The sequence below is a fragment of the Bacillus sp. NPDC077027 genome, from assembly GCF_050269555.1.
Taxonomy (GTDB): domain Bacteria; phylum Bacillota; class Bacilli; order Bacillales; family Bacillaceae; genus Bacillus.
In genome coordinates this window covers 529,595-543,424 of sequence record NZ_JBNNIO010000001.1, presented here as the reverse complement: position 1 = coordinate 543,424, position 13,830 = coordinate 529,595, and the positions used below count along the sequence as shown (strand labels likewise).

Below are 13,830 nucleotides of genomic sequence, written 5' to 3'. Positions count from 1 at the left end.
GTCGTGTCAGGATTTAAAGTGAAAATACAGAAAAATACCAATCATAAGTGCCTGAATCATTCCTTTTGCAAATACACTCGATACAAAACCAATCAATGAACCGAGTCCTACTTTGACACTTGTCTTGATATCTTTTTGATGAACCAGCATTTCTGCCAACACACTTCCGATAAATGGGCCAATGATAATTCCAGCAATCGGAATAACAAATGGGCCAACTAAAAGTCCAATCGTGCTGCCCCAAATGGCTGCTTTACTTCCGCCAAAACGTTTGATACCAAAGAGATTAGATACATAGTCTGCCGCAAAAAGTACAGCAATAAAAACAGCTTGAATGAGCCAAAATGTATACGTCAATTTTTCAAAGCCAAAAAACAGCCCATATAACACAAATCCAAGAGCCATAAAAATAACACTTGGAATGATCGGATAAACCAATCCTACAAATGCTATTACAAATGCACAAATAATGAGTATCCAGTAAATTACGTCCATCACAGGTCGCCTCCCTGCCTTAGAATCTGTCAGCTCTATTCATTATGCCTGAATCTTTCTATATTAACCACTTGAAAGGACAGCACTTGTGTTTACTGGATATTGATTGATACAATAATGTTCATAGAAAAAGAATGTAGGAAGTGAAACGTTTGAATGTATTTCGTTTATTGTTGAAAGGTATTTATTCACCACATGATATTGCCAAAGCACGTTTTACCGGAATTGGTAAAGCGATCTTATTTGTTTTTATCCTATCAATCATAGCTGCCGTGCCTCAGGGGTATCATATGAGCAAGGATATCACAAATGCCATGACTGGCTTTCAGCATGTTCTAAAAGAGGACTTGCCACCATTTACAATTGAAAAAGGTCAGCTCAAATCGGATGCTAAAGAACCGATTGAAAAAGAAGAAAACGATATCACCATTATTTTCGATCCAGCAGAAAAAACCACAACAAGCGATATCGAAGCAAAACAAACAGCCATTGCGCTATTAAAAGACAAAGCCGTCATTTCGATTGAAGGTCAAATGACAGACATCCCGTATCAGTTACTTGGTGGTACATTGACAAAAGATGATTTAGCATCTGTCACGAATCAAAACAAAGCGATCATCATTCCCGTCATTTGTGTCCTGCTCTATTTATCTACAGCAGCTCTTATGTTCATCAGTGCGACCTTCCTTGCAATGCTAGGGACATTCATCAAACGCATGCAGCAAAAAGAACTGTCCTTTCAAATGCTTTGGAAGCTATCAGCTTATTCACTCACATTAACAACTGTCTTTTTTGCCATCATGAGCGCATTAAAAACACCAGTGTCCAATTCCTTCTTGATCAATTGGGCAATCAATTTTATTTTCCTATATCTTGTATTGAAAGAAATACCAGCCAAAAAATAAACCACCGTGATTGGTGGTTTTTTATTTGAAGCCCTCTAGATTTTTAAAAGAATGTACAAGTCGTACTAGAGCAAGCTAGCCTAAGAACCTGTCGCTTTTTTCATATTTTACGTTCTATCATTTCAGGACATGCATACACTGAAAGTAGAATCATGAAAGCGGTGAGGTGATAGGGATGAGACGCATTCTCTTTTTATTGATCAGTTTATTTGTACTCTTTATTATCTTTTTCGATTTAAAAAATGGAACGATTCCTTTACAAGAGACAGCCGCAATACCTGTCACATCCTCTATCAATACTGAAAAAAAATCGTACAAAATGGTGAGGGTGAAACAAGGTGAAACAGTCGTATCCATTGTTCGTACGAGCCGATCACTCGATGAAGTCATTCAAGATTTTGAAGAGCTAAATCAAGGAGTCAAAGCAAACGAAATACGTGCAGGCAGTACGTATAAGTTTCCAGTATATAAGAGATAAAACGTTAATTCCTTGTCATTCATACGAAGAGACTGTTACAATATGAAATGTAAAACATGTCGTACATGGCGAATCTTGCCTGTACACTAAGGAGCGATTGACAAGTGAGTGAAATCACCCATCGTACTAAAACACGTCCCGTTAAAGTGGGACCTTTAACTATAGGCGGAAACAACGAGGTTGTTATCCAAAGTATGGCAACAACAAAAACACATGATGTGGAAGCAACTGTTGCCGAGATCAAACGATTAGAAGAAGCTGGTTGTCAAATTGTCCGCGTTGCTTGCCCAGATGAACGAGCAGCAAATGCGATTGCTGAAATTAAAAAGCAAATTGACATCCCGCTTGTAGTCGACATTCATTTTGACTACAAATTAGCTCTGAAAGCGATCGAAGCGGGTGCAGACAAAATCAGAATCAACCCAGGAAACATTGGGAGAAGAGAAAAAGTCGAAGCCGTTGTGAAAGCTGCAAAAGCAAAAGGCATACCAATTCGTATCGGTGTAAATGCTGGTTCTTTAGAGAAAAAAATATTAGACAAATACGGCTATCCAACAGCAGATGGTATGGTCGAAAGTGCACTACATCACATTAAAATTTTAGAGGATCTTGATTTTCATGACATCATTGTGAGTATGAAAGCATCTGATGTAAACCTAGCGATTGAAGCTTACGAAAAAGCCGCAAAAGCATTTGACTATCCGCTCCATCTCGGGATTACAGAGTCAGGAACTTTATTTGCTGGGACGGTCAAAAGTGCAGCTGGTCTAGGTGCCATTTTAAATATGGGAATCGGAAACACCCTTCGTATTTCACTAAGTGCTGATCCTGTAGAAGAAGTGAAAGTAGCGAGAGAATTATTAAAATCGTTTGGTCTCGCAGCAAATGCAGCGACACTGATTTCATGCCCTACATGTGGCCGGATTGAAATCGACTTAATTAGTATTGCAAATGAAGTTGAAGAATATATTTCAAAAATCAAAGCACCGATCAAAGTAGCCGTTCTTGGCTGCGCTGTAAACGGTCCTGGTGAGGCCCGTGAAGCAGATATCGGAATTGCCGGAGCAAGAGGAGAAGGACTTCTTTTCCGTAAAGGTGAAATTGTTCGTAAAGTACCTGAAGAAACAATGGTCGAAGAACTGAAAAAAGAAATCGACAAAATTGCAGAAGAACATTATGCCAAAATGGAAGCAGAAAAAGAAAAACAAGCAAACGCATAAGAAAACGCCTGACATCTGTCAGGCGTTTTTTGTTCTTTTTGTTAAAAGAACGGGGTGATAAAAATGCCCAAGACAACGGAAACGATTCCGATCCCAATGGACCATGCGCCAAGCGCACGTGCTCCTTTTCTTCTTGCAATATAACCAACGACAATCGCCGCTACGCCTAAAAGCACCGGCATCACAAACAGTGAGATAATGGCGATCGCAAGCGCTGTATAGCCAATCCCTTTACTGCCTGAATCATCATTTACGTGGTTATATCTTTCTTCTCGATCTCTTGATGCCTGGTATGGCTCTGTAATTTCAGCGGCTGTCTCTTCTAAATAGCCATCATCATTACTGAAATGTGTATCGATTTCACGGTCATTACGTTTGAAATCTTCATCTCTTTCCATGATCAATTCCCCCTTTTGGATTATAGAAAGGAGCTTTTTTATTATGAGCTAAAATGACTTTTTCATGTTTGCTAAAACTTACTGGAATTGTGAATTGATTATGTTACACTTTAAGAGTATAAATGTTAGGAGTGTGGGCATGTTACGTTTAGGAATTGATATTGATGGCACAGTGACGGCACAGGACACCTTCGTCCCTTACTTAAATGAGTCCTTTCAGTGTGCAATGACACTAGATGATATGACGGAATATGATTTGACGAAGCTTTTAAATATTACCAATGAAGAATTTTGGGGCTGGATGAATGAACATGAGCCTCTTATTTATAAGCATGCGAAACTTGCGTTTGGTGCAAAAGAAATGCTAGATCAGTTAAAGAAAAAGCATCAACTCATTTACATCACAGCAAGACGAGCACACTTAACAGACCTTACGTATGAATGGTTTAAAGAGAACCAGGTGCATTACGATGCTATTGAGCTTGTTGGAGGTCATCATAAGTTAGAGGCAGTGCGCAAGCACCAAATCGATGTTTTTTTTGAGGACCATCATGGAAACGCAACAATGATCGCACAAGGTGCAAATATCCCAGTCATTTTATTTAACTCACCCTATAATCAAATGCCCGTAGATGATCGAATTATTAGGGTCAATCATTGGACAGAAGCGTTTGAATGGCTGAAACATTATGAACAAAATTTAATGACGACACAGTCATAAAAAAAAGAGCCTTGTCGGCTCTCAGTGGAAGTCGATGACACGCGTCTAAAGCGAGTTTATCGACTTTTTATTTGCGTTTCATCAGTGTTTTTTTCTATCGACTTGATCATATCTATTCTTTCTCTTTTAATAAATAATGATAAAGTGCACCAATCATACCTGCTTGGTTTAAATATTTACAAGGCTCAATCTTCACCTCAATATCCTTCCATGAATGAAGTGCGTTTAAGCGCGCATGAAGTTGTTTGATTAAATCCTCACGTATACTTACGCCGCCTCCGATTAGAATTTTTTCTGGATTGAGCACTGTTGCCAAATTATAAATGCCGATCGCCAGACGTTTATACCACTGATCAATCAGTTGTTGAACCGCTTGATCACGCTCAGCCTCTTCAAACACTTCTTTTCCGTCGACATGAACATGGTGAGGAATACTTTTATAGGCTTTATAGCTTCGAATTAAACCAGCTGTCGACGCACTGCCATTTAATGTTGTAAACTGCCCGTTTGCTGATTCATTCAACATCATTCCAAACTCTCCGCCGCGAAAAGTAGCCCCTCTTACAAGCTGACCACCGACAAATATGCCGCCACCAATTCCAGTACCAATGGTCATACAAATAAAACTTTGACAGTCTACTCCATGACCGCTAAATTTCTCTGCAAGTGCAGCACAGTTTGCATCATTTTCAACCTCAACACGAAGTGCCGTTTTCTTTTCAAGAAGTGTTTTAATATTTTGGCGATTAAGTGCCGTAATCGCCCCTGCAAATTCGGTATAGCCTGTGCTACTATCAACAAAACCAGGAAGGCTAATGGCAATGCCTTCAAGTGTCCAATTCTGCTGAAAGTCTCTGATCACTTCTACCATTGCTTGCAAAAAAAGGTCTAGGTGCGTGCAGTCTGTTGCGTAGTCGCCACTTTCCATCAGCATGCCGTCCTCTGTCATCAATCCAAATTTTGTTCTCGTGCCACCTACATCAAATACTGCATAATAAGACAGCGTAACTCCCTCCTAATCTAAAGCTGTTCCATTTGAAGCAATGACTTTTTGATACCAGTAAAAACTATCCTTTTTGAACCGCTTTAATTCCTTTGGAGAATCCTCATCTCTATCAATATACACTAATCCATACCTTTTTTGATAACCATTTAACCAGCTAAGCAGGTCTGTAAATGACCAAGTGCAGTAGCCGATGAGCTCTGTTCCATCCGTTATAGCCTCTTGACATGCCTTAATATGTGCTTTTAAAAATTGGATTCTCGCATCATCTTTTATACTGTGTCCTGATAACACATCTTGATCACCTAGCCCATTTTCTGTTATCAATATCGGTAGCTGATAGCGACTTGTTATTCGTCGCAGAGCAACGGTTAAACCTATCGGGTCAATCTCCCATCCCCACTTTGTTTGTTCTACAAAGGGATTGGTAACGGATTCGAAAAGCGGATGCTTCTTTTGATTTGAAGCTTTGACCGTTTCAGCATGATAATAATTCACCCCCAAAAAATCGGGTGTTGCAGAGGTTAAAAGCTTGTGATCACCTTCTAGCATCTCAGGTGCAATGCCTCTTCTATTCAGCTCCTTTAATAGCATGATGGGATACTCCCCTCTTATATACACATCTAGCCAGTAATGATTAAAAAATTCAAGTGCATTCTCATGAGCGAGTATATTTTTTGGATCACAATTAAATGGATAAACAGGGCCATAGCCAAAGCTTGGACCGATTTTTCCATCTGGCACATGCTCCCTAAATGCAGCAATGATTTTCGCATTTGCAACATTTACATGATGATTCACTTGGTAAAAAAGGCTTTCATCCTTTAAGCCAGGAGGGTGTGCAGCATGCAAATAGCCCAGTGATGTAAAAACATTTTGCTCATTGATCGTAATCCAATACTTCACGCGGTTTCCGTATCGTTTAAACAAGGTCACAGCATACTTATTCATATCGTCAATGATTTTCCTAGAAGCAAAACCGCCATATTCATCTTGAAGAGCTTGTGGCAGATCCCAATGATAAATGGTCAGGATGGGTTCAATTTGATGATGAATCAATGCATCAATCAAACGGTCATAAAACAATAAACCTTGCTCATTCACTTCTCCTTTGCCCTTCGGATAAATTCTGCTCCATGAAACAGAAAAGCGATAAGCTTTCAGACCCATTTCAGCCATCAAGGCGATATCTTCCTCATACCTATGATAATGATCCACAGCGATATCTCCGTTTGTGCCTTTATATGTCGTTCCGTCGAGCTTCGTATATATATCCCATATAGATAGACCTTTTCCGTCCTCTTGATAGGCTCCTTCTATTTGATACGCAGCTGAAGCAGCTCCCCATAAGAAATCTGTTGGGAAAGGATCAAGTGTGCGATCTGTCATTTTCAGCTCTCACCCTCTCGTATTTAGTGATTCCTCACGAAAATCTAACTGTTCACTATCTAAAAACTTACCTGAATTCCATCAAAAAGAGCCGCATTCTCCTTTAAGAAGGAATGATCAATATGCAAATAACTCGTCAGTTTGCTTTGAAGTCCCTTGACTATTTTCTCCGTCATTCCCTCTAGTTCATTTGTAAAGCGACTGTTTAAAATATTGTAGAGCGCCACTTGCATGAACATCACAAATTGATTTGCTACCTTAACTGCTTTTTTCGTCATCCATTTTAAAGGCAGCAAATGATACATGGGTTCATTCAGCAACATCCACTTTTTGAATCCCAAAAAAGAGGGAGCGGCTGCCCTTTTTGCAAATGGACGACAACAGGATCAATCGAATGAAAGTGATTGTTTTGAAAAGATTGATGGAAATGTACTTTGAGTATCTGATTTTTTTTCGGATAGAGAATGAGCTGAATCCATCCCTCTTTTAGATTCCAGCTTAGTTCTTTTATTTCAATTTTCCCCTTGCAGAGTACGCCTTTTAATTCTCCTGTTATCCATTCACTTGGCAAGGCAGGGAATAGCAGGAGCTCACCTGGAGAAGAATGATACATCGCTTCATGAAGCAGATGCGGGATGGCTCCATTTCCATCTACATTAAAAACGTGGTAATCGTCATAATGAGCCGTCATCAGACTCGGATAAATGGCGCCACCAGCTATCATCATCCGAAGAATATCTGTGATGACACTGCTCATACCAAATCTTGCAGCACACAGACCAGCATGCATTCTGCCATGAGTAGATGTATCCGATTCCCGATGATAAAGCCAATGCTCCAGCTTCTTGTCAAATGCTCTTTTTGCCGCCTGCCATAAAACGGGTGTCTTTTCTTCAGACCATTCATCACTTTGAAAAATAGCGTGGAATGTGGCAAAATGGCGATGATCAAACTGTTCATCATGATCCTCTACCGCCCATTCCTTTAATACCCCTTCTTCATTGATTAAATAAGGAGGAAGCTTCTGCTTCAAGCGTCTCCATTTGTTTATATTTCCCTGCTCAACCTGACATATCATACAGCTATCAATGAGATGTTTGAAAAGAGCATGTGCAACGGCAATATCTTGTGTGCTATTGGCGGCAATTCCATTTTCAGCTGAATAAGACGGCAGGAAGGTCAAAATGCCTTGTTCATTTTCAAATAAGAAATCCTCATAAAACAACGCGACTTCCTTCATAAAAGGAATCGCCCGCTCTTTTAAAAAAGTTTCATCTTCTGTATACAAATAATAATCATAAAAGAACTGTGAAAGCCATCCTGCCCCGCACGTCCAAAAAGCACCAAAAAATGTATCACATTCTCGATCCCCCCAGCTTGCATCACCCCAATGGAGATGAAGCCCGCTCCTAGAAGCCCTTACACCAGTTAGGATCCCACGTGCACCGAACATTTTCTTTGCATTTTCACGAAAATCAGGTAAATAGGATTCTAGCAGTGAAAAAAACGGTTCCATCAGTTCTGGTAAATGACTGCTTAATGCAGAAGTCATTGCCAATTGAAGATTCGTATCTAACGTATAATCAGCCGACCAAGAAGGTTTAAATGTTCCTGTCCAAATTCCTTGTAAATTAGGTGGTCTAAGGCCCGTACTCGAAATGAACATATACCTACCAGCATCATAAAGCCGCTTAATGAGTGAGGTAGGGATACCTTCTTCTACGCTCACCTGTTCGAATAACTCTTCTGTGCTTTTATCATCATCTGTCACATGCCCAATGTGAAGTGAAGTTCGGTTGAATAGCTCGCCTTGCAGCTTTGCGTGAGATGCTTTTAATTGTTCATAATTTTGCTGCATAGGGATTTGGCTCACTTTCCACTTCGCTTCTTCTTGTTCATGATTTGAAAAAGGCAATAGCTTCATGAAAATGAGCGCATAAGTTATCTGTGAAAGCTTGATTTCCCCTTTATCTCCCCACACTTTTCCATCTGTCTTGACCGTTGTGCAAGTAGTATAACCACCCTCCTCATGTACATAGGCATGATGGGTGATAAGCTGGTTCTCTGCATGACAAATATCCATCGACATCAACGGGTGTTTCACTTGTTCAACCGAGAGTTTCACATCCATTTTAGAAGAGTCTTCTGAAGTTAATTCCATAACAACACACTTGTCCACTCTTGAAGCAAACATACGATGGATGAAACGCGTCCCATTCTCCATCCATTCTGATGTCACCTCACCTGTTTCAAAATGAACAGATCGCTTATAATTTGACGAATGCCCTGTTCTCTCTTGATTGACATGTAAAAAGAGACCGGGATGAAAAGGGTCGGTTGGAACGATCGAGTGTCCATGTACCTCCCCCTTTTGAATAAAAAAATCATGGGCAGCTCTATACCCTTGTTGATCAGATATTCGTCTGACTTCTTCTAAATACGGCGACATGTTAGGGAGCTTTTTTGGCGGAAGAGGGAGAAACAATGCTGCATGTGACAGCACAATTCTTTCATCATGTGGTTCTCCATAATGCATGATGCCTAATTCTCCGTTTCCTGACACCATTGCAAATTCCCAAGACTGCGCGACTTCTCTTGTAAAAGTTCCGCTCATCATGACCACCTCTTTATATGTAACAGCTAATGACAAGCGTTTTTTCTTTTGTCACAATCACTGTATCAAGACCTTCCTGAACCAAAGATGCTTTGGTTGGATCAACGTCTATTCGTCCCTTCAAATTGCGAAGAACAATACGGTACTCTCCCTTTATCCCTTCTGTTTTCACGATGATTTGATGATTTTGCTTTACCGCCGAAAAGAGGGCGCTATTTTTATGATTTGGATGATAAATTTTAATAGAAGATGCTGCTCCTTCATTCATTTCAAACAGGTGAAAAGTTGTATTTTCTGTATAATCATAGCTTGCTTGCGTAGCATCATGACATATAGGCAAAACCGTATGTTCTCTAACTAAAATAGGCAAGGTCATATAGTCATGTTTTTCTTTTTGCCACCCTGGACCAGTAATTCGTTTATTCGTTAAAAGATTCGTCCAGACCCCTTTTGGCACATAGTAAGAGACCTCACCAGATTCTTGAAAAATTGGTGCAATCAATAGATCGCTGCCTAGCATATATTGACGATCAAGGTAATGACAGGTCTCATCGTCTAAAAACTCTAGTACCATCGGTCTCATCATTGGTACACCTGACTGTACGGCCTCATGGGCAAATCGGTATAAATACGGCATAAGCGATAGCTTTAGCTTTGTAAAGGAACGAGTGACCTCCACTGCTTCTTCTCCGTATAGCCACGGTACCTTATAATCACCGCTACCATGATAACGACTATGAGAGGACAAAAGTCCAAACTGTGACCAGCGTTTATACAGATCCGGTGTTGTCCCATTCTCAAATCCACCAATATCATGACTCCAAAATCCAAAACCGCCAAGCCCAAAGCTCAGTCCACCTCTCAAAGACTCTGCCATTGATGGGTAATTGGATAAGCTATCGCCTCCCCAATGCACTGGAAATTTCTGTCCCCCAACTGTTGAAGAGCGGGCAAATACAACGGCTTCATGCAGGCCAAGCCGTTTCTCTAATTGCTCAAAAACGATTTTGTTATATAAATAAGCATAATAATTATGCATTTTATGAGGGTCTGATCCATTATGGTACACAACATCTATAGGAATTCGTTCACCAAAATCAGTTTTAAAAGAATCTACACCCATTTCAATTAACCGGTCTAAGTGCCCTGTATACCATTTGACAGCTTCAGGATTTGTGAAGTCGACAACTGCAAGACCAGCTTGCCATTTATCCCACTGCCACACTCGATCATCACTTTTTTTTAGAAAATACCCTTTTTCAAGACCGACATCAAAAAGTGGCGATTTTTGTGCAATGTAAGGGTTGATCCATACAGAAATATGCACACCCTTTTCCTTCAAGCGCTTCAGCATCACTTGAGGATTCTGAAACACCCGCTCATCCCACTCAAAATTGCACCACTCGAACTCCTTCATCCACAAACAATCGAAATGAAACACTTCTAACGGAATATCTCGTTCCCGCATCCCATCAACAAAGCTAGTCACAGTTTCTTCATCATAGTTTGAAAGAAAAGAAGTAGATAGCCACAAACCAAATGACCATGCAGGAGGCAAAGCTGGTTTTCCCGTTAAATGTGTATAATGAGAAATTACTTCCTTCATTGTCGAACCACCGATAACAAAGTATTCAAGCTCTTCACCTATTACGCTAAATTGAACACGTGATACTTTCTCAGAACCCACCTCAAACGATACGTGTTCTGGATGATTCACAAAAACACCGTAGCCTTTATTTGATAAATAAAATGGTACATTTTTATACGCCTGCTCCGTTCCAGTTCCACCATCTTGATTCCAACATTCTACCGTCTGTCCATTTTTGATAAAGGATGTAAACCGTTCACCGAGTCCGTAGATGAGTTCACCAACATCTATTGTGAGCTCTTCCTTCATATACACCTGTCCTTCATCTGATTGAACATAGCCAGTTCCTTTACTTGAAACAAGCTCCTTTTCCCCATATAAAAATTGAATCCCCCAATGTTTCTGATCGATTTTCGCCTTAAGATGACCACTTTTTGCTATTAGATGAGCGTCTTCCTCCATCACATGTAGAGATGCCTCTTGCTCATTTAGTTCAAATGCTGGCGCCTTCACCACCCCTCCTTTATGATGAATCAACTTCACTTTGATGACATTCGGAAGAGGCGAAGTCAACTGAATCGTCAGCATGCCACCATCTAGTGTTGCACCCTTATGTCCAATATGCTGAAACGGTGCAAATAAGGTTAATTCTTGTTCTCTCTGTTTTAGGTCATAGACTTCATGTGGGCTATTAATATGAAAGCCTTCTCTTGTCATCCAACAACCATCGCTGAATTTCATCTTTCACTCCACCTCATCTTTTCCAGTTTGAATACACTCTTCGATTTCCTGTAAGATGGGCTGCATCATTCGCATCATGACATAGCCTATCCCACCAATAAAAATGGACAATAGACCATTCAATTTCATCAATAGGACCATACAAAGTATCAGCATGGCAAACATCAGCACCGTTTGATTTAATTTTCGAACCATTAGCCATAATGACAACTTCAACGTTTGATGTACATGCAAATAAAACCTTGAGACAATCGCAAATGTATAAAGTGCACATGTTACAAGTGCAAGCTGTAAAACAGTAAATACATATGCCAGCAGAGCAAACGTTCCTTCCATTTGTAAAAAATAGAGCTTATTAAATTGGAGAATGAGAAAGCTGATGAAATAGAGTGCCCAATAAAACATTCCTTCGCCCAAATGGGACACATAACTGCTTAAAAATAGCTTGCTTCCTTTAGGAATCTCACGCTCTCGTAATGCTTTGCCTGTCACACGAAGCACAACAATCCATGCGGGCCCCATAAAAAGAGACATAAATGCTAGCACCATCCACGAAAAAGACGCTGGATGGACGTGAAAAAAGATCATCGCAGATAGAAGAGGAAGATTAAATAGTAGAAAAAAGAATGTACATTTCATAAAAAAATAGATATACTCGCTCATCACAAATAAACGGGTTTCATCAAAAGGCTTGTTCACATCCACACAAGTAGCCCCCTTTTTACTTAAATTTATTTATTGGCGTATTCCTGCAATTGGCGATCAAGATCTTTTTGTACCTTTTCAAGTCCTGCTTGGTTTAGCTTTGTGATCACTTGTTCAAGTGCTTGATCAGGATCTGGCACAAGACCTGCTTCAAGCGGGTCAATGTACTGCGCTTTCACCTGCTGAAGGGCAGCAAGATCTGCTTGAACGTTCGTCGCATCAAATACAAACGCTGCGAAAGGATCTTCCTTCGCTTGTTTTTTCATTTCTTCTTTCTTTTGCTTTAACAAAGGCCATTCATCGAACTTTTCATATCTGTATTTTTCCACTTCCCACGACCATGACGGCATAGAAAACAAATGTTGTTGATCGACTGTGGCTGTATCTATTTTTCCATCCTTGGTGATTTTGTAATTCAAATCTTTGATACCATACGTCACCAGATCATAGACATCTTGATTGGTATGGAAGAGCTCAATGACCTTTAAGCCAAGTTCAGGATGTGTTGAATTTTTCGTAATGGCCAGCATGTTATGATGAGGTCTCGTTGGATAAATGAGCCCTCCACCATAGTCTGTAAAATGAGCGTATGGAACAAAATCAAATGCCGCCTCCTTCACTTCACGCTGCGTTTTGACTGCCCAATCTCCTGCCTTTGCCACCGTACTGTCCAAATCAGCCGGAAGCTGTCCAACCTTGACAAGCTCCTCTTTTGTTTGAGTATCATTTAATAGATTCTTTGATATAATGCCCTTGCTTGCCCAATTCTTCATGGTTGTAATCAACTTGTGATACGCTGGCTTCTCATAAATAAACACAGAGCGTGAAAGGTTGTTTGGGTCAACCATCAGACCATATCCAGCAAGTGTTGACCTACCTTGTGAATCAGCTGATATATAAGGAAAGCCACTTCCTATCATGCCTTGTGCGAGATTTTGCAAGACGGGCGTCTTGATATTTTCCTTTTTCATCAATGTGAAAAAATATTGTTCAAGTGTTTTCATGCTATTAATCTCAGGAAGTTGATATTTTTTACGCAAATCCTCACGGAACATGATCCCTGCATTTAAAAACTCTACATTGGTAGATGGAACCGCAAAGAGTTTACCGTTTATCTTTGAATTGTCCCACGTTTTTTCATCAATGGCTTGATATAATGTTGGTGTTTCTTTTTTCACCAAATCTGTTAAATCATAAAAAGCATTCCTTTCAGCATATTGAGAGTAGTTCATCCAATCACCCGTTACAATGACATCAATTTGTTTATTCGAGGTCAATGCCAAATTGTATTTATTGGACCAATCCTGCCACGAAATAAACTCAAACCTGACAATCGCATTGATTTCTTTTTTTGTGAGCCGATCTAATTTTTGATACATCGCATCAATATCTTTTGGTTTATCTCCTATGACAGCAATGGTTACAGTTTGTCCGTCTTTTTTAAGATGATTTGAAGTATTTTGAGCAGAACATGCCCCCACTATGCTCATGATCACAAGTAAACTAAGCACTTTCATCCACTTCATACCAACCATTTCCCCCTTTGATAAGCATTCAATTTATAAATCAACAA

At 40.0% G+C, this 13,830-nt stretch carries 13 protein-coding genes; 4 read left to right on the top strand and 9 right to left on the bottom strand.

What is annotated here, in order from left to right:
- Positions 1-6 precede the first annotated feature (6 nt).
- Positions 7-495 (bottom strand): DUF456 domain-containing protein, encoded by a 489-nt coding sequence (locus ACQKEZ_RS02935; RefSeq protein ID WP_427298645.1) that lies wholly within the window; start codon positions 493-495, stop codon positions 7-9.
- Positions 496-647: 152 nt separating this feature from the next.
- Here ACQKEZ_RS02935 and ACQKEZ_RS02930 point away from each other — a divergent pair, with 152 nt between their 5' ends.
- The 3 genes from ACQKEZ_RS02930 to ispG all read left to right on the top strand — a co-directional run bounded on the left by ACQKEZ_RS02930 (position 648) and on the right by ispG (position 3,098).
- Positions 648-1,400 carry a DUF1189 domain-containing protein gene (locus ACQKEZ_RS02930; protein ID WP_427298643.1) on the top strand — a complete coding sequence of 251 codons (753 nt, stop codon included), beginning with the start codon at positions 648-650 and terminating at the stop codon, positions 1,398-1,400.
- A gap of 175 nt (positions 1,401-1,575) precedes the next feature.
- Positions 1,576-1,878 carry a hypothetical protein gene (locus ACQKEZ_RS02925; protein WP_427298641.1) on the top strand — a complete coding sequence of 101 codons (303 nt, stop codon included), beginning with the start codon at positions 1,576-1,578 and terminating at the stop codon, positions 1,876-1,878.
- Positions 1,879-1,991: 113 nt separating this feature from the next.
- Entirely contained in the window at positions 1,992-3,098 is a 1,107-nt protein-coding gene (gene ispG / locus ACQKEZ_RS02920; RefSeq protein WP_427299305.1) for a flavodoxin-dependent (E)-4-hydroxy-3-methylbut-2-enyl-diphosphate synthase, read from the top strand.
- Between the two features lie 41 nt (positions 3,099-3,139).
- On the opposite strand, the gene ACQKEZ_RS02915 is transcribed toward ispG, so the two are convergent.
- Positions 3,140-3,496: a cell division protein CrgA gene (locus ACQKEZ_RS02915; RefSeq protein WP_427298639.1), complete on the bottom strand. Its 357-nt coding sequence runs from the start codon at positions 3,494-3,496 to the stop codon at positions 3,140-3,142.
- Between the two features lie 139 nt (positions 3,497-3,635).
- On the opposite strand from ACQKEZ_RS02915, the gene ACQKEZ_RS02910 reads away from it, so the two are divergent.
- Positions 3,636-4,217: a 5' nucleotidase, NT5C type gene (locus ACQKEZ_RS02910; RefSeq protein ID WP_427298637.1), complete on the top strand. Its 582-nt coding sequence runs from the start codon at positions 3,636-3,638 to the stop codon at positions 4,215-4,217.
- A gap of 112 nt (positions 4,218-4,329) precedes the next feature.
- Here ACQKEZ_RS02910 and ACQKEZ_RS02905 read toward each other — a convergent pair whose 3' ends face one another.
- Genes ACQKEZ_RS02905 through ACQKEZ_RS02875 form a run of 7 tightly spaced genes read right to left on the bottom strand, consistent with a single transcriptional unit; the run spans position 4,330 to position 13,783 of the window.
- Positions 4,330-5,220, bottom strand: a complete 891-nt coding sequence (locus tag ACQKEZ_RS02905) for an ROK family protein (RefSeq protein ID WP_427299304.1) — start codon at positions 5,218-5,220, stop codon at positions 4,330-4,332.
- Between the two features lie 12 nt (positions 5,221-5,232).
- Complete coding sequence (locus ACQKEZ_RS02900; protein WP_427298635.1) at positions 5,233-6,609, bottom strand: glycoside hydrolase family 1 protein; 1,377 nt, start codon at positions 6,607-6,609, stop codon at positions 5,233-5,235.
- Between the two features lie 59 nt (positions 6,610-6,668).
- Positions 6,669-6,932 (bottom strand): hypothetical protein, encoded by a 264-nt coding sequence (locus ACQKEZ_RS02895; protein ID WP_427298633.1) that lies wholly within the window; start codon positions 6,930-6,932, stop codon positions 6,669-6,671.
- The gene (locus ACQKEZ_RS02890; RefSeq protein WP_427298631.1) at positions 6,923-9,226 is read right to left on the bottom strand and encodes a glycosyl hydrolase family 95 catalytic domain-containing protein; all 2,304 of its coding nucleotides are present in this window, start codon (positions 9,224-9,226) and stop codon (positions 6,923-6,925) included. The genes ACQKEZ_RS02895 and ACQKEZ_RS02890 overlap by 10 nt, the downstream gene beginning before the upstream one ends.
- A gap of 10 nt (positions 9,227-9,236) precedes the next feature.
- Positions 9,237-11,552: an alpha-xylosidase gene (gene yicI, locus ACQKEZ_RS02885; RefSeq protein ID WP_427298629.1), complete on the bottom strand. Its 2,316-nt coding sequence runs from the start codon at positions 11,550-11,552 to the stop codon at positions 9,237-9,239.
- 3 nt (positions 11,553-11,555) lie between these two features.
- Positions 11,556-12,257 carry a hypothetical protein gene (locus tag ACQKEZ_RS02880; RefSeq protein ID WP_427298627.1) on the bottom strand — a complete coding sequence of 234 codons (702 nt, stop codon included), beginning with the start codon at positions 12,255-12,257 and terminating at the stop codon, positions 11,556-11,558.
- A gap of 26 nt (positions 12,258-12,283) precedes the next feature.
- Positions 12,284-13,783 carry an ABC transporter substrate-binding protein gene (locus ACQKEZ_RS02875; RefSeq protein WP_427298625.1) on the bottom strand — a complete coding sequence of 500 codons (1,500 nt, stop codon included), beginning with the start codon at positions 13,781-13,783 and terminating at the stop codon, positions 12,284-12,286.
- Positions 13,784-13,830: the final 47 nt, after the last annotated feature.

Coding starts and splice junctions, on each gene's coding strand:
- ACQKEZ_RS02900 (WP_427298635.1), bottom strand. CDS start 6,609: ATGACAGATCGCACACTTGATCCTTTCCCAACAGATTTCTTATGGGGA.
- ACQKEZ_RS02935 (WP_427298645.1), bottom strand. CDS start 495: ATGGACGTAATTTACTGGATACTCATTATTTGTGCATTTGTAATAGCA.
- yicI (WP_427298629.1), bottom strand. CDS start 11,552: ATGAAATTCAGCGATGGTTGTTGGATGACAAGAGAAGGCTTTCATATT.
- ACQKEZ_RS02895 (WP_427298633.1), bottom strand. CDS start 6,932: ATGTTGCTGAATGAACCCATGTATCATTTGCTGCCTTTAAAATGGATG.
- ACQKEZ_RS02925 (WP_427298641.1), top strand. CDS start 1,576: ATGAGACGCATTCTCTTTTTATTGATCAGTTTATTTGTACTCTTTATT.
- ACQKEZ_RS02875 (WP_427298625.1), bottom strand. CDS start 13,783: ATGAAGTGGATGAAAGTGCTTAGTTTACTTGTGATCATGAGCATAGTG.
- ACQKEZ_RS02910 (WP_427298637.1), top strand. CDS start 3,636: ATGTTACGTTTAGGAATTGATATTGATGGCACAGTGACGGCACAGGAC.
- ACQKEZ_RS02890 (WP_427298631.1), bottom strand. CDS start 9,226: ATGATGAGCGGAACTTTTACAAGAGAAGTCGCGCAGTCTTGGGAATTT.
- ACQKEZ_RS02915 (WP_427298639.1), bottom strand. CDS start 3,496: ATGGAAAGAGATGAAGATTTCAAACGTAATGACCGTGAAATCGATACA.